Origin of the sequence: Synechococcus sp. SynAce01 (genome assembly GCF_001885215.1) — a bacterium.
Lineage (GTDB): Bacteria > Cyanobacteriota > Cyanobacteriia > PCC-6307 > Cyanobiaceae > Regnicoccus > Regnicoccus frigidus.
Genome location: NZ_CP018091.1, coordinates 1,149,642 through 1,175,859, shown reverse-complemented (window position 1 = coordinate 1,175,859; position 26,218 = coordinate 1,149,642). Strand labels below are relative to the sequence as shown.

22 protein-coding genes are annotated in these 26,218 nt (G+C 65.5%); 12 read left to right on the top strand and 10 right to left on the bottom strand.

All coding sequences use genetic code 11. From position 1 onward, the window contains the following. Positions 1-6: 6 nt before the first annotated feature. Positions 7-1,959, bottom strand: coding sequence for a biosynthetic arginine decarboxylase (speA, locus tag BM449_RS06245; RefSeq protein ID WP_071802038.1), 1,953 nt, complete (start codon positions 1,957-1,959; stop codon positions 7-9). Positions 1,960-2,177: 218 nt separating this feature from the next. Here speA and ndk point away from each other — a divergent pair, with 218 nt between their 5' ends. Further along, positions 2,178-2,636 carry a nucleoside-diphosphate kinase gene (ndk, locus tag BM449_RS06240; protein ID WP_071800516.1) on the top strand — a complete coding sequence of 153 codons (459 nt, stop codon included), beginning with the start codon at positions 2,178-2,180 and terminating at the stop codon, positions 2,634-2,636. Here the strand turns inward: ndk and thiO are convergent. Beyond that, a complete protein-coding gene (gene thiO / locus BM449_RS06235; protein ID WP_071800515.1) occupies positions 2,612-3,841 on the bottom strand; it encodes a glycine oxidase ThiO in 1,230 nt (409 codons plus the stop codon). The genes ndk and thiO overlap by 25 nt on opposite strands. 103 nt (positions 3,842-3,944) lie before the next feature. On the opposite strand from thiO, the gene gatB reads away from it, so the two are divergent. Beyond that, positions 3,945-5,426: an Asp-tRNA(Asn)/Glu-tRNA(Gln) amidotransferase subunit GatB gene (gene gatB / locus BM449_RS06230; RefSeq protein WP_071802037.1), complete on the top strand. Its 1,482-nt coding sequence runs from the start codon at positions 3,945-3,947 to the stop codon at positions 5,424-5,426. A gap of 26 nt (positions 5,427-5,452) precedes the next feature. Here the strand turns inward: gatB and BM449_RS06225 are convergent, their stop codons facing one another. The 3 genes from BM449_RS06225 to BM449_RS06215 form a co-directional block, all read right to left on the bottom strand. Next, positions 5,453-6,613 (bottom strand): alpha/beta hydrolase, encoded by a 1,161-nt coding sequence (locus BM449_RS06225; RefSeq protein WP_071800514.1) that lies wholly within the window; start codon positions 6,611-6,613, stop codon positions 5,453-5,455. After that, positions 6,610-7,233 (bottom strand): dephospho-CoA kinase, encoded by a 624-nt coding sequence (gene coaE / locus BM449_RS06220; RefSeq protein ID WP_071802036.1) that lies wholly within the window; start codon positions 7,231-7,233, stop codon positions 6,610-6,612. Before coaE ends, BM449_RS06225 begins: the two co-directional genes overlap by 4 nt. Before the next feature lie 105 nt (positions 7,234-7,338). Further along, entirely contained in the window at positions 7,339-7,848 is a 510-nt protein-coding gene (locus BM449_RS06215) for a DM13 domain-containing protein (RefSeq protein ID WP_071800513.1), read from the bottom strand. An 83-nt stretch (positions 7,849-7,931) separates the two neighbouring features. Here BM449_RS06215 and BM449_RS06210 point away from each other — a divergent pair, with 83 nt between their 5' ends. Continuing rightward, positions 7,932-10,223 carry an FdhF/YdeP family oxidoreductase gene (locus tag BM449_RS06210; RefSeq protein ID WP_083544434.1) on the top strand — a complete coding sequence of 764 codons (2,292 nt, stop codon included), beginning with the start codon at positions 7,932-7,934 and terminating at the stop codon, positions 10,221-10,223. A 9-nt stretch (positions 10,224-10,232) separates the two neighbouring features. On the opposite strand, the gene BM449_RS06205 is transcribed toward BM449_RS06210, so the two are convergent. Beyond that, entirely contained in the window at positions 10,233-11,339 is a 1,107-nt protein-coding gene (locus tag BM449_RS06205; protein ID WP_071802035.1) for a radical SAM protein, read from the bottom strand. 63 nt (positions 11,340-11,402) lie between these two features. Beyond that, positions 11,403-12,002, bottom strand: a complete 600-nt coding sequence (locus tag BM449_RS06200) for a molybdenum cofactor guanylyltransferase (protein ID WP_071800512.1) — start codon at positions 12,000-12,002, stop codon at positions 11,403-11,405. Positions 12,003-12,537: 535 nt separating this feature from the next. Here BM449_RS06200 and BM449_RS06195 point away from each other — a divergent pair. The 3 genes from BM449_RS06195 (at position 12,538) to BM449_RS06185 (ending at position 17,067) form a co-directional block, all read left to right on the top strand. After that, positions 12,538-13,023 carry a globin domain-containing protein gene (locus tag BM449_RS06195; protein ID WP_071800511.1) on the top strand — a complete coding sequence of 162 codons (486 nt, stop codon included), beginning with the start codon at positions 12,538-12,540 and terminating at the stop codon, positions 13,021-13,023. 277 nt (positions 13,024-13,300) lie between these two features. Next, a complete protein-coding gene (locus BM449_RS06190; protein ID WP_071800510.1) occupies positions 13,301-14,857 on the top strand; it encodes an MFS transporter in 1,557 nt (518 codons plus the stop codon). Beyond that, positions 14,857-17,067 (top strand): nitrate reductase, encoded by a 2,211-nt coding sequence (locus tag BM449_RS06185; protein ID WP_233831169.1) that lies wholly within the window; start codon positions 14,857-14,859, stop codon positions 17,065-17,067. The genes BM449_RS06190 and BM449_RS06185 overlap by 1 nt, the downstream gene beginning before the upstream one ends. 134 nt (positions 17,068-17,201) lie before the next feature. Here the strand turns inward: BM449_RS06185 and BM449_RS06180 are convergent, their stop codons facing one another. Both BM449_RS06180 and BM449_RS06175 read right to left on the bottom strand, forming a co-directional pair. Then, positions 17,202-17,663 (bottom strand): nitrate reductase associated protein, encoded by a 462-nt coding sequence (locus BM449_RS06180; protein ID WP_071800509.1) that lies wholly within the window; start codon positions 17,661-17,663, stop codon positions 17,202-17,204. Further along, a complete protein-coding gene (locus BM449_RS06175; RefSeq protein WP_071800508.1) occupies positions 17,660-18,703 on the bottom strand; it encodes an anthranilate phosphoribosyltransferase in 1,044 nt (347 codons plus the stop codon). The genes BM449_RS06180 and BM449_RS06175 overlap by 4 nt, the downstream gene beginning before the upstream one ends. 267 nt (positions 18,704-18,970) lie before the next feature. On the opposite strand from BM449_RS06175, the gene cobA reads away from it, so the two are divergent. Then, entirely contained in the window at positions 18,971-19,771 is an 801-nt protein-coding gene (gene cobA / locus BM449_RS06170; protein ID WP_186437627.1) for a uroporphyrinogen-III C-methyltransferase, read from the top strand. Positions 19,772-19,808: 37 nt separating this feature from the next. On the opposite strand, the gene BM449_RS06165 is transcribed toward cobA, so the two are convergent. Continuing rightward, a complete protein-coding gene (locus BM449_RS06165) occupies positions 19,809-20,663 on the bottom strand; it encodes a CsgG/HfaB family protein (RefSeq protein ID WP_071802032.1) in 855 nt (284 codons plus the stop codon). A gap of 288 nt (positions 20,664-20,951) precedes the next feature. Here BM449_RS06165 and BM449_RS06160 point away from each other — a divergent pair, with 288 nt between their 5' ends. From BM449_RS06160 to BM449_RS06140, 5 genes are all read left to right on the top strand, one after another. Beyond that, positions 20,952-21,428: a redox protein gene (locus BM449_RS06160; protein WP_071800506.1), complete on the top strand. Its 477-nt coding sequence runs from the start codon at positions 20,952-20,954 to the stop codon at positions 21,426-21,428. Between the two features lie 204 nt (positions 21,429-21,632). Next, positions 21,633-22,235, top strand: coding sequence for a sigma-70 family RNA polymerase sigma factor (locus BM449_RS06155; protein ID WP_233831166.1), 603 nt, complete (start codon positions 21,633-21,635; stop codon positions 22,233-22,235). After that, positions 22,232-22,999 carry an anti-sigma factor gene (locus tag BM449_RS06150; protein WP_071800505.1) on the top strand — a complete coding sequence of 256 codons (768 nt, stop codon included), beginning with the start codon at positions 22,232-22,234 and terminating at the stop codon, positions 22,997-22,999. Before BM449_RS06155 ends, BM449_RS06150 begins: the two co-directional genes overlap by 4 nt. 66 nt (positions 23,000-23,065) lie before the next feature. Beyond that, on the top strand, positions 23,066-24,022 hold the full coding sequence (gene arsS, locus BM449_RS06145) for an arsenosugar biosynthesis radical SAM (seleno)protein ArsS (RefSeq protein ID WP_071802030.1): 957 nt from the start codon (positions 23,066-23,068) through the stop codon (positions 24,020-24,022). Continuing rightward, on the top strand, positions 24,019-26,175 hold the full coding sequence (locus BM449_RS06140) for a bifunctional TVP38/TMEM64 family protein/FAD-dependent oxidoreductase (protein ID WP_071800504.1): 2,157 nt from the start codon (positions 24,019-24,021) through the stop codon (positions 26,173-26,175). Before arsS ends, BM449_RS06140 begins: the two co-directional genes overlap by 4 nt. The last annotated feature ends 43 nt before the right edge of the window (positions 26,176-26,218 follow it).

Sequence of the window (26,218 nt, the reverse complement as noted above, 5' to 3'; positions counted from 1 at the left end):
CTCCAGTCAGGTCTGCAGGTAAGTGGTCTGGCGCAGGCTGCCTTCCAGGTGGGCCATCAGCCGCTGGGCATCGCGGATTGGCAGGTCGCCCCGGTCGATGGCCGCCTCACTGGCCAGGCGCAGACGCTCAAGCAGTTGGTCGGGTTCGTGTTCCATCGCTTCGAGCACCTCGGCATTGGTGTTGCCCCTCACCACATGCTCGACCCGGTAGCTGCCATTGGCACCAAGACGGATATGGACTGCATTGGTGCTGCCGAACAGGTTGTGCAGGTTGCCCATCACCTCCTGGTAAGCGCCGCCGAGAAACAGGCCGATCCAGTAAGGCTCATCGGGCTGCAGGTCATGCAACTCGAGCAGCGGTTTCACCTGGCCGGCATCGATGAAGCGGGCCAGCTTGCCGTCGGAGTCACAGGTGAGGTCAGCGAAGCTGCCCAGGCGGTTGGGGCGTTCGTTGAGGCGATGGATCGGCAGCACCGGGAACAGCTGGTCAATCGCCCAGGTGTCGGGGGCGGAGCGAAACACCGAGAAGTTGGCGTAGTAGGTGCTGGCCAGGGCCGCCGGCAGGGTGCGCAGCTCATCGGGGATCGCGGCGCTGGCCGGCCAGCGGGCCAGCTGGCTGGCGATCGATTCGCAGCAGGCCCAGTAGAGGCGTTCGGCGGCTCCCCGCTCGGTGAGGGTCAGGTAGCCGAGACGGAAGGCGGAGAGGGCGTCGTGCTTGAACTTGATCGCGTCGTTCCAGCCCTCTTGCAGGTGGTCGCCGCTGCTGGCCTCGGCGCCGGCCTCGATCGCCGAGAGGGTGTCGCGCAAGTTGCGCACAATCAGTGGTTCGCCCTCGCTCAGCGGCGGCACCGCGCCACTGACCTGGCCAGCACCGAGCACGTCGAACACCAGCACGCTGAAATGGCTGGCGATCGCACGGCCGCTCTCGCTCACCAGGGTGGGCAGGGGGATGCCGTGGGGCTCGCAGCACTCGCGCACGGTGGCCACCACATCGTTGGCGTAGTTCTGCAGCGAGTAGTTGGTGGAGGCGGCGGTGGCGGTGCGGCTGCCGTCGTAGTCGATGCCGAGGCCGCCGCCCACGTCGAGGTAACCGAGCGGAGCACCGAGCTGGGCCAGCTGCACGTAGATCTGACCGGCTTCCTGCAGGGCGTCCTTGAGCACGGCGATGTCGTTGATCTGGCTGCCCACGTGGAAGTGCAGCAGGCGCAATTCGCCGAGCAGATCCGCCTGGCGCAGGGTGTCGAGGGTGGCCAGCAGGTCGGGCACCGAGAGACCGAACTTGGCCCGCTCGCCCACCGAACTGCCCCAGCGGCCGGTGCTGCGGCTCGAGAGCTTGGCCCGCACGCCGATCAAGGGCGCTGAGCCGAGGGCCCGGCTGGCGGCAATGATCGGCTCGACCTCATCGGCCTGCTCGATCACCACCACCGGCTGGCGGCCGAGCCGGCGGGCCAGGATCGCCGTCTCGATGTAGCGCTGGTCTTTGTAGCCGTTGCAGATCAGCAGGGCCTCGGGGTCGTCGAGCAGCGACAGGGCGATCAGCAGTTCGGCCTTGCTGCCGGCCTCGAGCCCGAAGTGCCAGCGGCGGCCGCTTTCCATCAGCTGCTCCACCACGTGGCGCTGCTGGTTGCATTTCACCGGGAAAACGCCCTGGTAGCGGCCGGCGTAGCCGTACTGGGCGATCGCTCTCTCAAAGGCGGCGTGGAGCCGCTCCAGCCGGTCTTCGAGGATGTCGTCGAAGCGGATCAGCAGCGGCAGGGAGAGATCGCGGCCCTGCAGCCCCCGCACCAGTTCCACCAGATCGAGGGCGCCGCCGCGTTCGCCGCGGGGCTGCACCATCACATGGCCGCGCTCGCTGACACTGAAATAGGGATCGCCCCAGCCGTCTACGCCATAGAGAGCGGCGCCGTCGGCGGCGCACCAGGCGGACGCGGAGGGGGGAAGCGAATCGGCAAGCACCATCGGTGCGCGGCGGTGCGTGGGGACGAACCCGAAATCTAATGAGGCGGTCCGCAGAACCTCGTTGGACACGCTCAACGGGCCAGCCCCCTCCATTCCCCGATCTCCCCATGGGTCTGGATTGGCCCCTCTCAGGCTGAGTGGCTGGGGAAGCCCTGCGCTCGGCTTGCCAATGGGCGGCCCTGCCGCAGACGATGGGGGCTCACACCAACGCTCTTTCCATGGCCGTCGAACGCACCTTCCTTGCCATCAAGCCCGATGGCGTCCAGCGGGGGCTGGTGGGCGAGATCCTCGGCCGCTTCGAGCGCAAGGGCTTCAAGCTGGTGGGCCTCAAGCAGCTGGTGCCCAGCCGTGAGCTGGCTGAAAGCCATTACGGGGTGCACAGCGAGCGGCCGTTCTTCGCCGGCTTGGTGGAGTTCATCACCAGTGGTCCCGTGGTGGCGATGGTCTGGGAAGGCGATGGTGTGATCGCCAGTGCCCGCAAGCTGATCGGCGCCACCAAGCCGCTGGAGGCCGAGCCCGGCACGATCCGCGGCGATCTGGCGGTGAACATCGGTCGCAACGTGATCCACGGCTCCGATGCCCCTGAAACCGCTGATTTTGAGATCGGCCTCTGGTTCGAGCCCTCCGAGCTGAGCGACTGGACGCCCGCCGATCAGGTCTGGCGCGTGGAGCCCTGAGCGCTTTGCGGCTGAACAGCGAAGCGGTCGAAGCGGAAGTTGGCCAACAAAGCGGCGTTGGCGGCCGACAAAACGCTGCGTCGGCTTGGCTCGCCTGATCCATCCCTGGCTTGATCGCCGCTCACCTGGGCGGTGATCAGCTCTGCTGTGACAGCCGCGAGCAGCACACCGTTGCGGTAGTGGCCGGTGGCCAGCCACAACCCCTCGATCGGACTGGGGCCAAGCAAGGGAGCCTGATCGGGCGTGCCCGGACGAAACCCCCACCAGCGCTCCATCGGCGGCCAGCTGGCCGCCGCCGGCAACAGGGCGGTGAGGCCGGCCTCCAGCTGCTGCTGGCCCCGGGGCGTGAGCCCAGCGGCGAAGCCGGCCTCCGGTTCGCTGGTGGCTCCCACCACAATCAGGCCGTCCTCGCGGGGAACCAGATAGGTGCCGGGCCCGAACAGCACCCGGCGCAGGGCCCGGCGGGGGGCCTGCAGGGAGAGCATCTGCCCCTTGATCGGCACCACCGGCAAGCCGGGCAGCAGGCTGGCGCTCCAGGCCCCGCAGGCCAACACGGCCCGGCGACAGGCCAGGCTGCGCACCAGGCCACCGGCGCCGATCAGGCGCACCCCGCTGAGCACCCGCTGGCCATCGCTCATCAGTTCCAGCACCTCGGTGCCCTCGGCGAAGGCCACGCCCCGCTCGACGCAAGCCCGCTCCAGGGCGCGCATCAACTGGCGGCGGTTGTCGATCTGGCCGTCCTGGGCGAACAGCAGCCCGCAGCAAAAGTCTGCGCCGATGCCCGGGATTTCGGCTTCCAGTTCGGCGCGATCGAGCGGTTGCCCCAGCGAAGCGGTGGGGTAGGCCCCTCGCTCGGCGCTGGTGGTGAAGGGCACCACGATCCCTGAGCGCAGCAGGCCGCAGGGCAGGCCGCTGTCGGCTTCGAGCTGGCCCACCCACTGGGGCAGCAACGCCAGGCTGCGTTGACCCAGGGCGAGCATGGCCCCCTCCAGCCCCTCGGCATGGGGCGCGAGCATGCCGGCGGCGACAAAGCCCGCCGCCTCGTTGCGGCGGCGGCTCAGCACCCGAACACACTCGCCGCGACGGGCCAGCTGGTGGGCGATCGCCAGACCGATCAGGCCGCCACCGAGAACCAGCACCGGATCAGCGTCGCCTTCTGCAAAGGACCGGCTTGCCGAGACTTGATCCGTGCGCAGGCCTGTCATGGACTCAAACTATCCAAGCGCCAGCAGCGGGGTGATGGCGGCCGCGCCCAACAGTCCCCTGCATAGGATCGTTTCCACAACAGGCGCAAGCCGGGAGAGCGGAATGGCTTCGGCGATTGGACATGAGGGCTGGGAGGCCGTGATCGGCCTGGAAACCCACGTGCAGCTGGGTACGGCCAGCAAGATCTTCACCGCCGCCTCCACCAACTTCGGCGACCAGCCCAACAGCCACATCGATCCGGTGGTGCTGGGGTTGCCCGGCACCCTGCCGGTGCTGAATCAGAAGGTGCTCGAGTATGCGGTGAAGGCGGCTCTGGCCCTCAATCTGCAGGTGGCCGAGCACAGCAAGTTCGACCGCAAGCAGTATTTCTATCCCGACCTGCCCAAGAACTACCAGATCTCCCAGTTCGATCAGCCGATCGCCGAAAACGGCTGGATCGAGGTGGAAGTGGCCGAAAAGGGAAAAGACACCTACCTCAAGACGATCGGCATCGAGCGGCTGCACATGGAAGAAGATGCCGGCAAGCTTGTGCATGCCGGCAGCGATCGTCTGGCCGGCAGCACCCATTCGCTGGTGGATTACAACCGCGCCGGTGTGGCCCTAGCCGAGATTGTTTCCAAGCCCGATCTGCGCACGGGCCGGGAGGCGGCCGAATACGCCTCAGAAATCCGCCGGATCATGCGTTATCTGGGCGTCAGCGACGGCAACATGCAGGAAGGATCCCTGCGCTGCGATGTGAACATCTCGGTGCGGCGCGGACCCAACGATCCCTTCGGCGTGAAGGTGGAGATCAAGAACATGAACTCCTTCTCGGCGATCCAGAAGGCCTGTGACCACGAAATCGCCCGTCAGATCAAGGCGATCGAGGCCGGCGAGCCGATCTTTCAGGAAACACGCCTCTGGGATGAGAGCAAGCAGCACACCCGCAGCATGCGCAGCAAGGAGGGCAGCAGCGATTACCGCTACTTCCCCGAGCCGGATCTGGGACCGATTGAGGTGAGTGCCGAGCGGCGCGAGGGCTGGCGCGCCGAGCTGCCCGAGCTGCCTGCCGCCAAGCGCCATCGTTACGCCGATGCCCTAGGGCTCTCAATCTACGACGCCCGGGTGCTCACCGATGAGCGCGCCATGGCCGAATACTTCGAAGCCGCCGTGGCGGCTGGTGCCGACGCCAAGGGAGTGGCCAACTGGGTCACGGGCGACATCGCCGCCCATCTCAATGCCGGCAAGATGTCGATCACCGAATTGCCCCTCAAGCCTGCGCAGCTGGCGGAATTGGTGCAGCTGATCGACGACGGCACCATCAGCGGCAAGATCGCCAAAGATCTTCTGCCGGAGCTGCTGGAGCAGGGTGGTTCCGCCCAGGCGATCGTGGCCGACCGCGGTCTGGGCATGATCAGCGACCCAGCGGCGATCACGGCGATCGTGGCGGAGCTGCTGGCGGCCCATCCAGCCGAGGTGGAGGCGTTCCGAGGCGGTAAAAACAAGCTGCAGGGTTTCTTCGTGGGCCAGCTGATGAAACGCACCGGCGGCCGCGCCGATCCCAAGCTCGCCAACCGGATTCTGGCCGAAAAGCTGAAGGGTTAGCGCAACAACCTGCTGGAACCACACGGCTAATCCGCCAGCAGCTGGGCCATCGTTTCGATGATCTGGGGGGCGTCGAAATAATCACCGTGGTCGATGGAGCGGTTGGTGAGCATGGTGGCGTTGAAGCCGGTCATGTTGGCTGGAGCAAGCGAGGGCAGCGGGTTGAGGCCGAGGCTGCTCTCCCAGCGCTTGTCGATGTCGGCGCCGGCCACAAGCTCTTTCACCTTCTGGAAGGGTTCGCGCAGGGCATCTTTTTCGAGCACTGAGGCTTTCAGGGCGGAGTCATTCCGCGAATAGAACAGGTACGTATGGCCGACCAGATGCTTCAAACCGTCGTGGAACGGCCCGTTGTAGTCCAACAGCTCGGAGTTAATGTTGATGTTGTGGCACTGGGTGACTTCGCGGCGCTCCACATCGGGAGCCAGCAGGATCAGGCGATCGATGAACGAACTGCTACCGGCATCGTCGCGCCGCTTCAGCCGTTGGGCGATCGAGCGGCCGATCGCGTTGTTCTCCCAGGCCCGGTAGGGCCAGGCAGAGCGGTCCACCAGGCTTTTGAGCATGCTGCAGACCAGATAGCTGCCCATGCTGTGGGCGATCACATCCACCTCGACGCTGTCGTTGGCGGCGCGGATGTTGGCGATCAGGTTGGCCAGGGCGTTCGCCGACTGGGCCGCCTCCAGCCGGTCGGATTGGTAGGCCAGCAGGCGGCCGTCTGAAGGCCAGGAGAACCCCACGAAGGCGATCTGATCCTTTTGCACAGCTCGGCCCGGAGCGGCGGCGGCTGGTGGAGGGCTCACGCCAGTGGTTGTTGCTGCTGGCTCGGGATCCAGCACCAGGGAAAGGCCCCTGGCCTCAAGGGTGGCGGCCAGGGCTTCAGCTAACAGGGAAAAGGAGGTGATGGCGCCATGCAACGGCACATTGAAGCCATGGATGCCGATCACCACCTTTCTGATTTCAGGCTTGGCAAGGAATTTGTCGAACACCCGCTCGGTGGAGGGCGAAATCACCGCATCGACGGGAATGGTGTTGGGATTGGTGGTGGCTAGGTAGTGGCCCATGCAGATATGGGTGTCGACCCAGTGATATCCACTGCTCTGCAGCTTGATTCGCTGATTGCGATCAAAGCGTTGGCCCAATTGCTCCCGGTCGCGGTTGGTGGCGAAGAAGCGAATTGTTCGTGTCATGGCGAGACGGCTGGAGGGAAGGGATCACGGCAGCTTGCCGAGAACCAGTGACGCTGCACCTGCTCGATCAGCTCGGCCTCGCCGCCGCGGTTGTTGATCAGTACATCGGCCAGCTCACGCTTGCGGGCCAGTGGCCACTGGGCGTTGATGCGGGCGCGGGCTTCACCGCTGCTGTAGCCGTCACGCTGGATCAGGCGCTGGAGTTGTTGCTCCTCGTCGCAGTCCACCAGCCAGACCTCGCTGCAGAGCCCCTGCAGATTCACTTCATAGAGCAGCGGAATCATCAGCACCAGGCAGGGTGCCCCAGCGAATTGTGCCAGGGCTTGCTCAAAGCGGCTGCGCACCAAGGGGTGCACCAAGCGCTCAAGCCAGAGCCGTTCGGCTGGATCGGCAAACACGATGCGCCCCAGGGCGGCTCGATCAAGGTTGCCGTAGCGGGCCTGCACGGCCTGCGTCGCCGCTGTACCCGGGGCTAACGCGTCGCGGGCGTAGGCGTCGGCATCCAGCACGGGCAGCCCGTAGCTGCCGCTAAGAATCCGCCCAACACTGCTTTTGCCACTGGCAATGCCCCCGGTGAGGCCGATGCGACGCTGCAAGGCTGGGGTGATCGAATCAGCCATCAGGTCCACGTGCGAAACCGAGACCTCGCGCAAAATCAAAGCTAAGCGCTGAACTCAACGGTGGCACGTTTCCACTGCCCCCAACTGAAGGACGCCAGAGATCACTTATTGCAATGTGGCAGAACCAAACGTGGCATTGAATCGCCGGCACCAGATTGTTGCTGATCTGAACTCTTCGAGATTGACGCTCTCTGGAATCGGATACATCTGGGCGCCGCTGAAGCTCTTCAGGGGAGCAAGCAGTACGTAATCACCTTCGTTAAGCGGGAAAGCTGGTGGCGTGGTGGAGGCAATCACATCGGCCTTGCGATGCAAGACCACAACCAGGTCAGGGCCAGATGTTGAAGTTGAAAAATCCTGATCCAATTCCAGGCGATGCTGGTTGTTCTCCTTCACCAGTTGTGCAGAGCCTTTGGTGGGATGCTCGCCGGAAACAAAATCGCCGGAGCGGATCAGCAAAGGCTCAGACTTCGTGGCAAGGCTGGCATCCTGCGCTGGTGGGCTGGAGAGGCTCCCCTGGTTGGCCTCGGGCCCTGCACAGCTCGATAACCCCGCCACGGCAAAGCCGAATGCCACAGCGAATCCCAAGTGGATGGCGAAACGGCTCGATTTCATCGGTTGAACTGATGCGAGTGGATTGTCTTGACCGTAATCAGGGGTGTGGTCGTTAGCGTGATTTTCCTTCGCCGGTCGCGCAGATGGGTGACAGGGTCTCCGCTTCCGCCAAAACCACTCCAGAACCTTCCCCTGCTGATCCCGGCACCCCGGCCGTAGGTGGCGGCTGGCCGGTGATCGATGGCTGGGCCAAGGCGACCCTCTCGCCCAAAGGCCCGCTGCTCTGGCAAACACTGCTGCACAAGAGCGCCTGCCTGTCCTGTGCCTGGGGCACAGGCGGCCAGAACGGCGGCTTCCGCGATGAGCTGGGGCAACCGCTGCAGCGCTGCCTCAAGAGCGTCGAGGCGATTGCGGCGGAACTGCAACCGGCCGTGTCTGAGGGGGTGTTCGCGCAGCGCAGCCTGGCGGAACTGCAGCGCCTGAGTTCGATGGAGGCCGATCGCCTCGGTCGCCTCAGCCATCCCCTGATCCTGCGTGAGGGCGGAAGCCATTACGAGCGCCTCGGCTGGGACGACGTGTTTGAGCTGGCTGAAGCCGCCTTCCAGCGCCCGCCGGAGCGGGTGGCCTCCTACAGCTCCGGCCGCTCCTCCAACGAGGCGGCCTATCTGCTGCAGTTGCTGCTGCGGGCCTGGGGCTCCAACAACCTGGCCGACTGCTCCGACCTCTGCCATGCCCCCTCCACCGTGGGGCTGGGCGAGGTGTTCGGCTCGGGCACTTCGATGGTGAGCCTGGAGAGCCTGCAGCAGTCTGATTGCGTGGTGCTGGTGGGCTCCAACGCGCCGGCCAACCACCCGCGGCTGATGAATGAGCTGATCCACCTGCGGGAGCGCTGCGGCAGCGTGATCGTGATCAATCCGGTGCTGGAGGTGGGGCTGCTCAAGTTCGGCTCGCCGGCCTTTCCGATCAAGTCGATGCTGCGGGGCTCGACGATCGCCTCGCTGTTCCTGCAGCCAATTCCCGGCAGCGACACGGCCGTGTTCCTGGGCCTCCAGAAGGCACTGCTGGAGGCCGGCAGCATCAAGTTCGACTTCCTCAAGGCCCACGCCGAGGGCTGGCAGGCCGTGGTGGAAGCGCTGAAGTCAACCTCCTGGGAGGCGATCACCAGCTGCTGCGGCCTCAGCCGCGAAGAGCTGGAGGAGACCGCCGCCGTGATCGGCCGGGCCAAGGGGGTGGTGTTCGCCTGGGCGATGGGCATCACCCACCAGGCCAACGGCACGGCCAATGTGCATGCCATCGCCAACACCGCCCTGCTCAGCGGCAACGTCGGACGTCCGGGGGCGGGCACGATGCCGATCCGCGGCCACTCCAACGTGCAGGGCTTCGGCTCGATGGGCGTGACCGTAAAGCTGCGCGCCGAGATGCAAAAAGCCCTGGAAACCCTGCTGGGCCGTCCGCTCAGTCGGGTGCCCGGCTATGACACCCGCGCCTTGATCGAGGCGGCCGAGGCCGGAGCCGTCGACAGCCTGCTCTGCCTGGGGGGCAATCTCTGGGGGGCCAACCCCGATTCCGAGCAGGCCCGGCAGGCCCTGGGCCGCATCGACACGATCTTCTATCTCGCCACCAAGCCCAACCAGGGACATTTCCACGGCCTGGCGGCCCGCACCACCCTGGTGTTGCCGGTGTTCAACCGCTTCGAAACACCACACCGCACCACGACTGAATCGGGCAACAATTTTGTGCGCCTCAACGAACCCGGCAGCAGCCACCTCAAGCGCGCCGATCTGATCAGCGAGGTGGGCTTTCTCGCCGAGCTGGCCATGCGGCTGATGGGCCGCGATCCAATCGACTGGGAACGCCTGCAGGATCCGGTGTACGTGCGCCAGTTGATCGCCCGCACCGTGCCCGGCTATGGGCCGATCGCCCGGATCGATGCCAATAACGGGGAATTCAGCGTGGAGGGGCGGCTGTTCGAGCAGCCCCGCTTCCCGACACCATCGGGGCGAGCACGGATGCAGGCCACGCCCCTGCCGGCGCTGGAGTTGCCTGAGCCGGCCCACTTCGGTGACCTGGGGCCGGGCGAGCACGGCTTGGTGGTGGCCTTGATCACAGCCCGCAGCTACGGCCAGCACAACACGGTGGTCTACAAAGCCGGCGATGCCTACCGGGGCATGCCGCACCGCCAGACGATCCTGATGAACCGCGGCGATCTGGCCCGCTCCGGCCTGAGCGCCCACCAGCGGGTGTCGGTGCAGGGCGAAGCCGGCGTGCTTACCAACATCGAGATCATCCCCGGCGAGATCCGCGAAGGGGCGGCTCTGATGTTCTATCCCGAGGTGAACGCCATCATCCGCACCAAGGTGGATGCCCGCAGCGGCACGCCGGCCTTCAAACGGGTGCCGGTGCTGGTGCGCGGCGCTTTTCCCCCAGCAGGTTGACCGGGCAGCTCAACCGCCCAAGTAGGCCATCTCGGCGTGGGCCGCTGCCGGTGTGCTGGGCTCGGCGGAGCCAGCCTCGGGCCCCCGTTCTTCGCTGTAGCGATCCTGGCGCTCGCGCCAGAGGCCGCGCAGGGCCGCATCCAGCCCAGCCCGGTCAGCTCCCGGGCGCCCGCCTGGCCGCAGCCAGGGTTTGAGGTCGAAGCCGCTGGAGGCGAACAGGCAGGTGTAGGCCACGCCATCGGCGGTGATGCGCAGGCGGTTGCAGTCGCCGCAGAAGGGGGCGCTGATCGAGGCCACCACGGCCAGTTGCCCGCCACCGGAAGCCGCCTCCAGGCCGCCGTCGCGGTAGCGCCAGCGGTTGGCGGTGGCAGCGCTGGCACGTCCCACCGGCTGCAGCGGCCAGACGGCGCCGATCCGTTGCAGCATCTCGGCCGCTGGCACCACCTGCTCGAGGTTCCAGCCGTTGCGGTTGCCCACATCCATGAACTCAATCAGGCGCAACTCCACCCCCAGCCGCCGCGCCAGCGCCGCCAACGGCAGCAGCTGATCGTCGTTGCGGCCGCGGGCGATCACGGCATTGAGCTTGAGCTGGCCTGCGGCCGGGTCGAAGCCGGCGGCACGGGCGTGCTCCACAGCCGCCAGCACCTTGGCCAGCAGGGCTTCCCCGGCGCTGGGCCCCGCCAGCAGACCCGCCATCCGCGCCACGCTCTCGCCATCGGTGCCATCGAGGCTGATGGTGATCCGATCGAGCCCGGCGGCCTTCAGGGCCCGGGCCCGCTCCGCCCCCAGCAGCGCCCCGTTGGTGGTCAGCGCGATGTCCTGCAACGGGCCGCGGGGGCGGCTGGAAGGATCACGAAGGGCTTGGAGACCGCCGATCAAGGCCTCCAGATCCCGGTTCAGCAACGGTTCACCGCCGGTGAGCCGCAGCGTGCCGAAGCCCAGATCCACGGCGGCGGCCACCAGCTGCAGACGCTCCGTCAGGCTGAGCAGCTCAGGTGGTTCCTGGGAATCCGGGCAGCAATAGGGACAGGCCAGATTGCAACGGGCCGTCAGCGACAGACGCAACACGCCGGGTGGGCGTCCGAGGCGATCACGCAGGGAGGCCGGTTCAGCCATCACAACCTCCTCTGGTTTGCTGCCGGGCGCCAAGCCTGGCGCGGCAGTGTTCGGATTGGCTGCTCAGGGCGCCCAGTCGGCCGGCAGGTTGGCGTTACGCAGCTGCAGTGGGTCCAGCGGCACCGAACTGAAGCGCTGGGTTTGATTCAGCCAGCGCAGCAGGCTGCGGCCTCCTTGGCCGGTGAACGTTTCGGCGGACTGACGGGAGGGGTCGCTGGCGGGGTAGAGACCGAGCAGGGGCTGAAGCCGCTGGCCGTCGTGGGCCACAAGAATCCGCTCCGGCTCCGCCGCGCCGGCCTTCAGCAGTTGCTTCAGGGTGCCTGGCTGCAGCCAGGGCATGTCCACTGGCGCCAGTAGCAGTCGCTGGCCGCGGTGATGGGCCATCAGCCGGGTCAGGGCCAGCAGGGGGCCCTCCTGGGGCGGTGGCTCCACGATCACCTCTAGCTCGAACCCCTCGCGCTGCTGAAGTTGACGGGCGATCGTCCCGTGGGACGGGTGGCGGCTGAGCAGGGTGACGGGCTGCTGCAGCTGGGCCAGCAGGCGCAGGGCCTGCTCCAACCAGGTGCCGCCAGCTGGATGGGGAAGCAGCGCTTTGTCGCGGCCCATCCGCCGACTCTCACCGCCGCTCAGCAGACAGGGGCAGAACCGGATGGAGACGGCCATTACCCCATGCTCTCAGCCAGGCCATGCTGCGCTGGTTGAACTGCCTGCATCTATCAGGGTCCAGTTTTAGGCATGGTCTCCAGAACAGCGTCGGCTGGGTCGTCAGGTCGGTTCTTTGTCGCCCTAATCCCTTTTTTTACAGTGAAAGTCCTGTCAAGTGATTGAAACCTTCGTGAGACTCGATCCTCTTGCTCAGTCAGGTGGGTCTTCAACGAGGATTGTGACTCAAGCTCGATGTTTCGAGGCAGTGTTTGAAAGCTGGCCCCGAGCCATCCTTCCGATCAGCACTCGAAGGGTGTGGGCTCCGAGGTGAAGAGGGCCCTTGCATCCGCTGATGGACGCACAACCAAGAAGCAGCAACGATCAGGCGCCATTGCACGCTCTACTGGAGTTGAAGCGGCGCAGGACTCCAGTCCCTTCATCAATAGGGGATAGCATAGTGACTCAGACAGCAAGGGGAAGCAATAACAGTACGCTCGCAGCAAATCAATCAAGCAAATCGTGGTATGGTCAAGAAGTTCTGGGACAGTGAAGAATGACAATTTCGCAGCAGACGATAGACATCGTCAAGGCAACTGCTCCGGCGGTTAAAGAGCACGGCGAAAAGATCACCTCTCGAATGTATGAAATTGCCTTTGCAGAGCGTCCCGACTATAGATTGGGCTTTGAAAATACCTGGATGGTGGATGCCCATGGCAACGGTCAAGCCAAGAAGCTGGCCGCCTCTGTCTATGCCTATGCCACTCATATTGACCGCCTCGAAGAACTTGCTTCAGCCGTCGAGCGAATTGCTCACAAGCATGTGGAGGCCAGAATCCTGCCCGAGCAATACTCCCTCATCGGCGCCAAGCTGCTTGAGGCGATGAAAGATGTGCTGGGAGAAGCTGCTACAGATCAAGTTATCGATGCCTGGGGCGAGGCTTACAACGCCCTCGCAAACATTTTCATTGAGGCCGAGGCAAAGCTCTACAAGAAAAATGATTCGATTCTCGTTGAGAAATTAAAGAGCGAAGCAGGCTGATCAAGGCTGACGCGGGGCTCCTTGCCTTGCCTATTCACAAGGCTCGGGATCGCAGGGGAGAGCCTCGCCGGAGTTTTGTATTGTGAATGGCGTGGGTTTTGATTGGTCTGGAGAAGGGGGCACCAGCGGACCAAGGCAAGGCCTGACAGGATTCGTATCTACAACTACAGAGGAAGGAGTGCTCCGGATGCTCTTATTTGTGTCTCGGTCAGCATGGTGCGCCGATTTTCAGTCCTGAGCGCTTTTTTCCGAAGCCAGGGTTCCTCTTTCGTGACCCATGCTTGCCGAACTCTGGTCTCTCCAGGGGAGATACAAAACCCTGCATCTCACCTGGTTTGCCTTCTTTCTCACCTTCGTCGTCTGGTTCAACCTCGCTCCACTGGCCACCACGGTCAAGGAGGACTTGGGTCTCTCGCTGTCCCAGATCCGTACGTTGGCGATCTGCAATGTGGCTCTCACGGTGCCAGCCCGCATCCTGATTGGGATGGTGCTCGATAAGTACGGACCTCGAATCACCTATTCCACACTTCTGGTATTTTCAGCCATTCCTTGCTTGCTATTTGCAAGCGCCCAGGATTTCAATCAACTGGTGATTGCCCGGCTGTTGCTCTCCATTGTTGGTGCAGGCTTCGTGATCGGAATCCGCATGGTGGCTGAATGGTTTCCGCCGAAGGAGATTGGACTGGCGGAAGGGATTTACGGCGGCTGGGGGAATTTCGGCTCGGCCTTTTCGGCCCTTACCATGGTGATCGTGGCGGGCTGGCTTTCGTTTGCCGGCGGAGCTCAGATCGGTGATGTGGTGCTCAACTGGCGCGGCGCCATTGCCATAACTGGACTGATCGCTGCAGCCTACGGCATCTTCTATTTTTTCAATGTTTCCGATACTCCACCGGGAAGGGTTTATCAAAAGCCCGCTAAAGCGGCTGGGTTAGAGGTGACCTCCATGCGCGACTTCTGGGGGCTGCTCGGCATGAACGTTCCGTTTGCAGCCATTCTCAGCGTGCTGGCCTGGCGGCTTCAGAAGGTTAACTTTCTCAATGACACGGGATACACGATCGCCCTGTTGCTGGTGCTTGCCTTTTTCGTGGCCCAAACCCTGGGCATCATCCGCACAAATATGGATCTCATCAAGGGTACGAAAGTGTATCCCAAAGACGATCGTTATGAGTTCAAGCAGGTGGCTATTTTGGAGCTCACCTATGTGGTGAATTTCGGCTCAGAACTGGCTGTGGTGTCGATGTTGCCCACCTTTTTTGAAACTACCTTCCTGTTGCCGAAGGCGACTGCCGGTATCCTTGCCGCCTCCTTTGCGTTCGTCAACCTGGTGGCCCGCCCGGGTGGTGGACTCATTTCCGATCGTCTGGGATCGCGCCGCAAGACAATGGGCTTTCTGACCGTGGGCCTGGGTATCGGTTACTTGGTGATGAGCATGATTAAACCGGGAACTTTCGTGGGTACGGCCGGCATCCTGCTGGCCCTGGTGCTCACCATGGGTTGCTCCTTCTTTGTACAGGCTGGAGAAGGATCCACCTATGCCATTGTTCCGTTGGTGAAGCGCCGGGTCACAGGCCAGATCGCCGGCATGGTCGGGGCTTATGGAAATGTGGGAGCCGTGGCCTATCTCACCATCTACAGCCTGCTGCCCGTCTGGATCGGTGACGCATCCGGTGATCCGTCTCCGGCGGTAGTGGCGGCATCCAACAGTGCCTTCTTCCAGGTTCTGGGTGTGGCCGGGCTGGTGGTGGGCCTGATGTGTTACTTCTTCCTCAAGGAACCAAAGGGTTCCTTCGATGATCTCCACGAGGGAGAAGTGATACTGGCTGAAGTGCCCTGATGGTGGCCGAGATGGGCGATTCCCCGGCCACAACCGAAGCCTCTGCCGTTAACACCCAGTGCCCCTACTGCGGTGTGGGTTGTGGTCTCACCATGCTGCCGCCAGCAGCCCCCAATCAAGCGACCCGTCGCGGGGTCGACGGCCTGCCGATCTGGGGGGTGAAGGGGGATCGCGGTCATCCATCCAGCCTGGGGCAGGTCTGCATCAAGGGGGCCACGGTTGGGGAAACGCTCGATCGATCCCGCCTGCTGGAACCTCTCTACCGCCCCACCCTGGATCAGCCCTTCCAGCCGATCAGCTGGGAGAAGGCGCTTGATCTCATCGCTGGCCAGATTCAAAACAGCCTCGCCAGGCAGCGATCCGATTCCATCGCCCTTTACGGCTCAGGGCAGTTCCATACGGAAGACTATTACGTTGCCCAGAAGCTCATCAAAGGAGCGATCGGATCCAATAATTTCGATGCCAATTCTCGGCTGTGCATGAGCTCAGCCGTTGCCGGTTATGCCCGCAGCCTTGGCTCCGATGGCCCTCCCTGTTGTTACGACGACCTTGATCATTGCGATCTGGCTTTCTTGATCGGCACCAACACGGCTGCCTGTCATCCGGTGTTGTTCCAGCGACTAGTTAAACGTCGCAAGAAAAACCCCAGGCAGCTCAAGATCGTTGTGGTCGATCCGCGAGCCACAGCCACCTCAGACGCCGCTGATCTTCATCTGGCCATTCAGCCCGGTACCGACCTGGCACTTCTCTATGGCCTTGCCCATCTTTTGCTGGCCCGGCGAACCATCGATCACGAGTTCATCGACGAGGCCACCGATGGCTTTCCCGCCTTCGCCGCCGTGCTGAAGGAGTGGACGCCAACAAAGGTTGCTGCCATCTGTGGCGTCAGCGAGGACAAGCTGCGGCGGGTGGCCGAGCTCTGGGGAGGCGCCGGGGCCGCGCTCAGCCTCTGGTCGATGGGGGTCAATCAGAGCGTGGAGGGCACGGCTACGGTGGCGGGCCTGATCAACCTGCATCTGCTCACCGGTCAGATCGGCCGGCCCGGGGCGGGACCCTTCTCTCTCACCGGCCAGCCCAATGCCATGGGTGGCCGGGAGGCTGGCGGTCTGGCCCACCTGCTGCCTGGCTACCGCAATGTGAATGATGCCGGGCACCGTGACGAGGTGGAGCGTGCCTGGGATCTGGCGCCGGGCTCGATCGCCCCAAGGCCTGGATTGGCGGCATGGCAGCAGCTGGAGGCCATGGAGCGCGGCGAGATTGATCTGTGGTGGGTGGCGGCCACCAACCCTCTGGTGAGTATGCCCAACCTGGAACGGGTCAAGGCCGCCATGGCCCTCTGCCCATTGATCGTGCTCAGTGAGGCCTATGCCGGTACCGAAACCGCGCATTACGCCCACCTGCTGCTGCCGGCCGCCCAGTGGAGCGAGAAGCAGGGAACGATGACCAATTCCGAGCGGCGGGTCACCTTCTGTCCGGCCTTCCGCCGCCCCCCAGGCAAGGCCCGTCCCGACTGGGAGATCTTCGCCGCTGTTGGACGGCGGCTGGGTTTCGAGCATCAGTTCACCTACACCAGCGCAGCCGAGGTCTATGCAGAGCACGCCCAACTCTCGGCCGGCCGCCTTTGCGACGTCTCCGGCCTCAGCCACGAGCTACTGGCCAGCCACGGCCCGCAGCAATGGCCCGCTCCCAAAGGCAGCGCACCAACGACCGAAGCGAAACGCCTCTACACCGATCTGCTCTTCCCAACCGCCAACGGCCGCGCCCGTTTCTGCGCCGATCTGCCGCTGGGCCTGGGCGAGCCGATCTCGGAGGGCTATCCCCTTGTACTCACTGTTGGGCGTTATCTGGGCCAGTGGCACACGATGACCCGCACGGCCCAGGTTCCTCGGCTGGTGGCCATGCATCCCGAGCCTCTGCTGGAGATGCATCCGGTGGACGCTCTTGATCTGGGCCTGGCGGACGGCGCGCTGGCCCGGATCACCTCCAGACGCTCCAGCATCACGGCCCGGCTGTCGATCAGCGATCGCATCCGCGCCGGCACGGTGTTTCTGCCGATGCACTGGGGGTTCAGGCAGGAGTTGGCCTGCGAGGCCAACGCGCTCATGCATGAGTTGGCCTGCCCGATCTCCGGCCAGCCGGAGCTGAAGGCGGCGGCGGTTCGCGTCGAGGCTGCCGCGGCGGTGATTCTGCCGATCGAGCGCCGGGCCTAATAACCATCCTCAGCAAGCTTTTCTGATCAACGTTTTCTACATCCCAGCAGTCTGGATTGAGATTCATTGGCTTTGCTGGTCATCAGGCTTGGGTCAGCGTCGCCACCGGGTGCCCGAGGTCCTTGAGGTCATGGCTAATCGCCAAGCCCGAACTCGCGAATGGCCCCAGGTAGGTTGCGGTGTTCGTGGCCAGGGTGGCTGAGTTTGACTAAGGCGAAGCGTTGCAGTTCACCCAGCTCCGCCCAGGCCGCCAAGGGGATTGAGCAGCCCAATTGCGCGCAAGAGAGGCGCAGCCGATCGGGTAGCTGCTCGCTTTGTTGCCAGCTCTCGGCGTGTGCTGGCTCCAGGGGCTTGGCCGGTCCATCGGCCATGGCGGCGGTGCGCCCGCTCAGCCACTGCCGCAGGGCGGTGATCGCGTCAGGCTGATCGGCCCACTCCAACAGCTGTAGCCGCTCGTCGTTGCTCAAGGCGTGCCAGTGGCTGAGTTTGAGCTTGACGCCGGCGAGATCGAGCTTGCGCCGCACGGCCATCGGCAGGCAGCGCAGGGAGGCGACGAAATCGGCCTCGAAGCCAAAGCAATGGTTGTGTTGGTTCATGCCGCCAGCTCCTGGCGAAGCTTTTCGCCGCTACGGGCCAGCAGCAGGGCCCTGGCCTGGTCCAGGGCGGCTTCGAGGCTGCTGCACTGATCGGCCAGCCAGAGGTAGGCCCCCAGATTCCAGAGCAGGCCTTCGGCCAGGGGCCCCTCCCCGACCAGGGCCGCAAGTGCATCCTCTCGCCATTGCTCGAGGTTCTCCCAGGCCTGTTCATGGCTGCTGATCCCATGGTCGCGGGGATGGAGCAGGAGTCGGGTCATCACGCCATCGCGCACCCGAGCGGTGATGCCCGCCCGGGATGTGGGCAGGTCGGTGGAGCCTTCCAGCCCTTTGACGGTGAGCAGGTCGGGTTCGCCTGCCATGGCGAGGGCCTCCCAGGCCCGGTTCTCGGTGGGGGGGTGAACGAAGCCGCTCACCAGCAGGTGCTCCCCTTGATGGGGAGTCCAGAGAAGCTCCAGGCTGGCCACCGGCGGGCGTTTGCCGATCGCGTCGCGCACCGGCAGCAGGCGATCGGCGGCGGCGAAGTGCAGGGGCTGGTGGGTGAGGGCCAGGTTGTGCGTCTCCAGCCTGGCCTGCACCGCCGGCAGGCTGAGGTTCCGCCATTCGATCCCCAGGGCCGCAAACAGCTCGGCGAGGGTGATGCCGTACTTCACCGGCATCGGATCGCCGCCGTGCAGCACAACCGGCTGGCCGGCGGCCGCCAGCATCAGCGCCAGCAGGGGTAGCAGGGGCGCCGTGCGGCTGCGGCCGTCGTAGGGCACCCCAAAACAGAGCGGCTTCTTCCCCGGACTGAGCAACACCGGACTGCGCAAGACCGGGCCGCGGGCGCGGTAACTGTCGAGCATGCCGGCGAGCTCAACCGGCGAAGGCCGCCGGATCCGATGGGCGATCAGAAAGGCGCCGAGCTGGGCCTCCCCCACCTCGCCGGCCAGCATCAGGTCCATCGCCTCACGGGCCTCGGCCTGGCTCAGGCCCTTGCTGGTGTGCTCACCGCTGCCCACCTTGGCGAGCAACTCACGAAAACGCAGGGCATCGGCAGCCATCGCCGGCCGTCTGGCCTGTTCAGAAGGGCTCCGCCCCCAGTCGGCCTTGCGTGGCAGTGGCAACGAGGTCGTGGTGAGGTCCCCGTAAAAACCGAGCTTAGGAATGATTGATCTTCAGACCTTCTCCTTGACCTCACCCCCTGACCTCAGCCCCTCACATCACCCGCTCCATGAGGTCAGCAAGGCGAGTGGCTGAACCACTCCATACACTGCTGCAGATGTGAAGGACCGGAAGCTGGCGACCCGCACGGACAACCTGACTCAGGCGTGGGGTCTGCCCTTGGTGGCCTTGCCGTGACCGGCACGGTGTACCTGGTGGGAGCCGGACCTGGTGACCCGGAGCTGCTCACCCTCAAGGCCCACCGTCTGCTGCGCCAGTGTGATGCGCTCGTCTACGACTCTCTGGTTCCGCGGGCCTTGCTTGATCTCACCCCAGCAGGTTGTGAGCGCCATTTCGTTGGCAAGCGGCGCGGCCACCATTCGGTGCCCCAGCCGAGCACCAATGCCGTGCTGGTGGACCTGGCCCAGCGCTGCGATTGCATCGTGCGGCTCAAGGGTGGCGATCCCTTTCTGTTCGGCCGCGGCGGCGAGGAGGCCGCCCACCTGGTGGCGGCCGGGGTGCCGGTGCAGGTGGTGCCCGGGGTGACCGCCGGAATCGCCGCTCCGGCCTACATCGGCCTGCCGGTCACCCATCGCCGCGCTGGCTCCAGCGTCACCTTCGTCACCGGCCATGAGGAGATCGACAAGGACCGCCCCGGGGTCGACTGGCGGGGGCTGGCCCGCAGCAGCGACGGGCTGGTGATTTACATGGGCCTGCACAACCTGCGCCGGATCTGCGAGGAGCTGATCGCCGGTGGCCTGGCCGAGGAAACGCCAGCGGCGGTGATCCAGCAGGGCACGGTCCGTGGTCAGCGCGACCTGGTGAGCTACCTGGGGGTTTTGGCCGATCGGGTGGAGGCCGAAGGCTTTGGTTCCCCTTCGATTGTGGTGATCGGCCAGGTGGTGGAGGAGCGGATTCCGCAGTGCGCGCCAGAGCCGGCTGATGCCGAAATGCCGATCCCGTTCTGATTCTTTGCCCAGGGTCAGGCCGGCTACTGGCGCCGGTTCACTCCAGTTGAAGTGTGCCGCGGGTACGTTGACGACGTTGCTGGTCCTGGGCGTCGAAGGCGGCCATGCAGTTCCCGCGGGGCACCAGCAGGCAGTTCACGTAGTCGGAGGCGTCGATCAGGGCGGCGCGGATGGCCTTGGCCGCCGGGGTGCGCTGCGACTGGGCTTCGTTGGAGCCGAAGTTCAAGGTGCCGGCGGCGCCGGTGAGCACCTGACCGGTGCGGCCCATGTTCGGGGCCAGCAGCAGGGCGCCGGCGGCCAACGGCAGCAGGCTGCCCCCCTGCTCCCTGGCTTCAGCGGTGCTGGTGGCTCGCCCTTCCACGGTGCGGCGTCCCACCACCTCACCGGTGGTGCTGTCGACGACACGGATGTCGATCGCCACGTAATCCTTGGTTTCCACCTGCTGCTTCTTGGTGCCGAAGCCGAGCAGGCCGAAATTGCTGCCTGAGCTTGTGTTCTCCACGTTGGAGTCGTAGGAGCTCACGGTGCCGAGCACGATGTAGCGGGCGCCGGTCATCTGGCCCCGCTGGGCCGCATTCGGGCTCTGGCGCACGATTCCCAGGTCGGTGAGCTCCTGCTCCGAGAGCACGTCCTTGAGATTGCTGCGCTCCACCACCTGCAGATCGCCTTCAGCCGCCAGCTCATTGGCCAGCATGGCGGCGAGATCCTCTGCCACCGGCCCTTGCCACCACCAGGCCTGCTGGGTCACGGTGTTCTTGAAGTTGGGCACCGACACGGTGGGCCTGCCGGCGGAGCGGCCTGTCTGGGCAAGAGCAGGCAAGGTCTGCAGGCCCAGGCCGGCGGCCACCAGCACGGCCGCCAGGCGCAGAACGGCAGGGGAGCGATCGGCCATGACTTCGGGCTCCATCAACGGGTATTCCCCGCATTAAAGCAATGGCCGCCAGACCGGTTCTGCTGGGGAGTTGAAGCTTGCGCGCTTGTAAGCTCAACAACCGCCTAAGTCCATCAGCCGGATTGCTTTTCGACACCAGCGCGGGCTTCCGTAGCGGTGCGCACGGCTGCTGGCCGAACTCCTCCGGTTAGGTGGATCACTTTCAAGCGTCTCTTCCCTGACGGCGTTGTTCCGATGTCCAGCTCCGTCCTCCAGCCGAGCGAGTCAAGAGTGCCCCGTCCGGCGCCGATGTTCGAGCTCATCCCCTACGAAAAGTTCCGCGACACCCCTTCGGTGCGCTTCTTCGATATCACCGTTCCCACCTCCAACGCCCGCGACCTGGTGGTTCACAGCGGGCCGGCGGTGAGCCCCCCGGATGATCCGGAATCCGGAGCCTGGCAGTTTTACCTGCATCCCCACCAGGAGGACAACCTGCTGGCCATGCACGGTGGCCGCACCTTCTTTTTGGTGAATCTGGGCTGGAACTACCCGTTCCACATCGTCCGGCTCGACACCGGTGGCGACATCCTGCGCATCCCGCCGGGCACCTTCCACCGCTCGGTCTCCGATCCCGATGGCTCTCTGGTGCTCAACCAGGCGGTCCGCAAGGAAGGAGTGAGCCTGGTGGAGGAATTCAGGGTCTACAACAGCAACCGCATCCCCCGGCTGTTCGCCACCACCAGCCAGACCGCACCGCTGCCGAAGCTCCATGGCGTGAGCTGGTGAGGGCAATGTCTCTAGATTCCTGTATGCAGAAGTGAGCTGAATCTCAATCTCAGCTGAAGAGATCGGCCCCCAAAGTGCTGATCTGCTGCATGGAACGACCGAGCCGCGCGAGCGAGGCACATCCAATCGCCGTGGTGGCCGGTACCTGTGGTGTGCCGTTGCACGATTGATGCCCGCTCCACCGCCCTCCCTCCCGGCCATCCCATGGCCCCTGCCGCCCCTGTGCCCGTCCTACCCGTGGCCATGACGCGCCGTGAAGAGACCACAGGGCTCACTCCGATGGAGCTGGCGCAACAGTTTCATGGTGATCTGGCCAGCCTGTACGACGCCACCAGCCCGGCCGTCTACCGACTGGCGCTGAAGCTGTGTCGCTCCCCCCAGGAAGCGGAGGATCTCACCCATGACGTCTACCTCCGCTACTGGCGCCAGGGCCGCTACGACCCGGCCCGCGGGCCGGTGGTGGCCTACCTGCTCTTGTTGACCCGCTCGATGGCCCTCAATCGCCTCAGTCAGCGGCAATCGCGCTGGCAGAAAGTTCAGCAGTGGTCGAGCCAGCTGCTGCCCAGGACCTCCCGCGGTCCGCAGGAATGCGCCGAGACCGACAACCTGGCCGAGCGGGTGCGGGCCGCCCTTGACACCATCCCCCCCCGCCAACGCCAGGTGCTCGAGCTGGCGTACTACGAGGGGCTCAGCCAGTCGGCGATCGCCAGCCAGCTGCAGCTGCCCCTCGGCACCGTCAAAACCCATGCGCGCCAGGGGCTGATCCGCCTGCGCACCCTGTTGAACGATTTTGCTGCCCAGCCATGACCCTGCCCAACCCCGCCGACGACCGCGATACCTCCGGATCCCTCGACGACGAGCTGCTCGCAGGCTTCGCGCTCGGTGATCTCGACGACGCAGAACGCGATCGGCTCACGCTGCGGCTGCAGCAGGCACCTGAGCTGAACCGCCGGCTGGAGGAGTTCCAGAGCACCCTCCATCTGCTGCCCTTAGCCCTCAACGAGGCCGCGGTCCCTCCCCCTCGCCTGCGCCGTCTGTTGCTCGATCCGGCGGTGCCGTCGCTGAATGCGGATGACCGCGCCCCAGCGGCGGCCGGCCCAGGCCAGCGCTGGTGGATCCCCGTGGCCCTGGCCCTGGGGCTGCTGGTGACCGGCGGCGAGCTGTGGCGCACCCGCAGCCAGCTGGCCCGTTACGAGGCCACACCCTCCCAGCTCCCTGGAGATACAGGCGACGCCGGCCTTCGGGTCAGCCGCAGCCTGCCCTTGCGCAGCATGGATGCCGCCCACCGCATCAGCGGTGCAGTTCAGGTAAGCGGCAGCCAGCCCTACAACATGCTGCGGTTGGAAGGTTTGCCGGCTCCGCCGCCCCGCCACGCCTACCGGCTCTGGGCGCGGGTCAACGGCAAGGAGGTGGGCTGTGTCCACTTCGTGCCCGACGCCAACGGCACGGTGTCGATGCCGATCCCGCCGGAACCCACCAGCCAGGCCAGCAGCCTCACCGTCAGCCTCGAAGCGCTTGATGCACCCGGCAGCGGCCCCCACGGTCCCACTGTTCTGTCCAGCACCATCTGATCAGCGTCCGCTACACCGTTCCCAGCCCGCAGCTGCTCCGTGAGCCTCCCCGCCTCCACTCCGACCATCTCCACCCCAACGGGTACTGACCTCGGCACGTCGCCTGGATTCCCCAGCCTGCGGCGGCTTGATCTGCGCACCCTGCAGGTGAACATCACCTACCGCTGTAACCAGGCCTGCTCCCACTGTCACGTGGATGCCAGCCCCAGCCGCACCGAAAGCATGGACGACGCCACCCTGGCGCTGATCCCGTCGGTGCTGCAGGCCCGTGGCCTGGGTTGCCTGGATCTCACCGGTGGTGCGCCGGAGCTGCACCCTGGCTTCCGGGGGCTGGTGCGCGCCGCCCGGCGGCTCGGCGTGCAGGTGATCGATCGCTGCAACCTGACCATCCTGCTGGAGCCGGGCCAGGAGGATCTGGCTGCGTTCCTGGCCGCCGAAGGCGTCACGGTGGTGGCTTCATTGCCCTGTTATCTCAAAGAAAACGTCGAGAAACAGCGGGGCGGCGGCGTGTTTGCCCGCAGCATCGAGGGTCTGCGGCGGCTCAACGCTCTGGGCTACGGCCAGCCTGACAGCGGCCTCGAGCTGGATCTCGTCTACAACCCGCAGGGGGCGGCGCTGCCCCCGCCCCAGCAGGCCCTGGAGGCCGATTACCGGCGGGTGCTGTGGCAGGAGTACGGCGTTGTTTTCAACCGGCTCTACGCCCTGGCCAACATGCCGATCCAGCGGTTTTCGGCGGCGCTCGCCGCCAGCGGCCAGCTCGACGACTACCTCGCCCTGCTGCGCGCCAGCCACCGGCCGGCGAATCTCGATCAGGTGATGTGCCGCCAGCTGATCAGCGTGGATTGGCAGGGCTGGCTCTACGACTGCGACTTCAACCAGCAGCTGGGCCTGCCCGCCGGCGGCCGCCACCTGCGCGATCTGTTGCAGCGCGATCCCGCCGGTGATCCGATCCAGGTGGCCGCCCACTGCTTCGGCTGCACCGCCGGCAGCGGCTCCAGCTGCGGCGGTGCGCTGGCGGCATGATCCGTCGCCTGCTGTTGCTGCTGGCCGTCGCCCTGCTGGTGGGCCTGTTCTTTGCGCTGGATCTGCAGCGTTTCCTCAACCTGGAGGCCCTGCGTTCGGCCCAGGACTCGTTGCAGACCTGGCGGGCTGGCTCGCCCCTGCTGGCGGCGCTGATCTATGCGGCGGCCTATGTGCTGGTGACCGGGCTGTCGCTGCCTGGCGCGGCGGTGATGACCCTGGCAGGCGGCGCCATCTTCGGGCTGGCGCAGGGCACGGTGCTGGTGTCGTTCGCCTCCACCGCTGGCGCCCTGCTCTCCTTTCTGCTGGCCCGCACACTGTTGCGCGATCTGGTGCAGCGCAACTTCAGCGCCCAGCTGGCGCCGATCGAGGCGGGCGTGCGCCGTGATGGCGTGCTCTACCTGCTCAGCCTGCGGCTGGTGCCGGTGTTTCCGTTCTTTCTGATCAATCTGGTGATGGGTCTGACGCCGATGCGGGCCCTCCCCTACACGCTCACCAGCCAGATCGGCATGCTGCCCGGCACGATCGTGTACGTGAACGCCGGCACCCAGCTGGCGGCGCTGCGCAGCCTCGACGGAATCCTCTCGCCGCCGCTGCTGGGCTCGCTCGCCCTGTTGGCCGCCTTCCCCTGGATCGTCAAGCTGCTGCTGGGCCGCTGGCAGCGCTGGCGTCTGTACCGCCCCTGGCCGCGGCCGCAGCACTTTGAGCGCAACTTGATCGTGATCGGTGCCGGCGCCGCCGGTTTGGTCACCTCCTACATCGCCGCCACCGTGAAGGCGCGGGTGACCCTGATCGAAGCCGATCGCATGGGCGGCGATTGCCTCAACACCGGTTGCGTGCCCAGCAAGGCGCTGATCAGCTCCGCCCGCCTGGCTGCCCGCATGCGCCGCGCCGACCGTTATGGCCTGACGGCCGCTGATCCCGAGGTGTCCTGGCAGGCGGTGCTGGAGCGGGTGTTCCGCAAGGTGGAGGCCATCGCCCCCCACGACAGCGTCGAGCGCTACGAGGGCCTGGGGGTGGAGGTGCTCAGCGGCCATGCCCGCCTGCTCGACCCCTGGACCGTGGCGGTGACCGCGGCCGACGGCAGCGAGCGGCGGCTGACAACCCGCGCGATCGTGCTGGCCACCGGCGCCCGGCCGATCTTGCCCTCGATTCCCGGCATCGAGGCGGTGGGGGCGCTCACCAGCGAGACCCTCTGGCAGAACCTGCGCCAGTGCGAGCTGGCCGCGCCGCGGATCCTGGTGCTGGGGGGCGGCCCGATCGGCTGTGAACTGGCCCAGGCCCTGGCCCAGCTCGGCGCCCGCGTCACCCTGCTGCAACGGGGCGATCGCCTGCTCAGGCGCGAGGACGCCGAGGTGTCTGCCCTGGTGCGTGCTGCCCTCGAAGCCGATGGCGTGCGGGTGCTCAGCAACGCCAGCCTGCAGGCGTTTGAGAACGGCGAAGCCCTCGTGAAGAGCGGCGGGGTGATCGAGCGGATCGGGTTTGACCGCCTGCTCTGCGCCATCGGCCGCCAGGCGCGGCTGGATGGCTTCGGCCTCGAGGAGCTCGGCATCCCCACCGGCCGCACGATCGAAACTGACGCCCACCTGCAGACGCTCTACCCCAACATCTATGCCGCCGGCGATGTGGCCGGGCCCTACCAGTTCACCCACACGGCCGCTCACCAGGCCTGGTATGCCGCCGTCAACGCCCTGTTCGGCGACCTGCGCCGCTTCCAGGTGGACAACCGCGTGATTCCCCGCACCACCTTCTGCGATCCCGAGGTGGCCAGCGTGGGGCTCACGGAACAGGAGGCGGCCGCTGCAGCTCAGGCGGTGGAGGTCACCCGCTTTTCGCTCGCCGAACTCGATCGGGCCATCATTGAAGGTGGCACTGCGGGAAGCGCCAGCGCCGGCTTTGTGAAGGTGCTCACCCCGCCTGGCAGCGACAAGATCCTGGGGGTCACGATCGTGGGTGAACATGCCGGTGAACTGCTGGCTGAATTCGTGCTGGCGATGAAGTGGGGCCTGGGCCTGGGCAAGATCCTCGGCAGCATCCATGCGTATCCCACCCTTGCTGAGGCCAACAAATACGTGGCCGGAGAATGGAAGCGAAACCATGCTCCGCAACGGGCCCTGCAACTGCTGAAGCGCTTCCACGACTGGCGCCGCGGCTGATCGCCCACCTCCGTCCTTCTCCCACCCTCCATCCTTCGTTCCC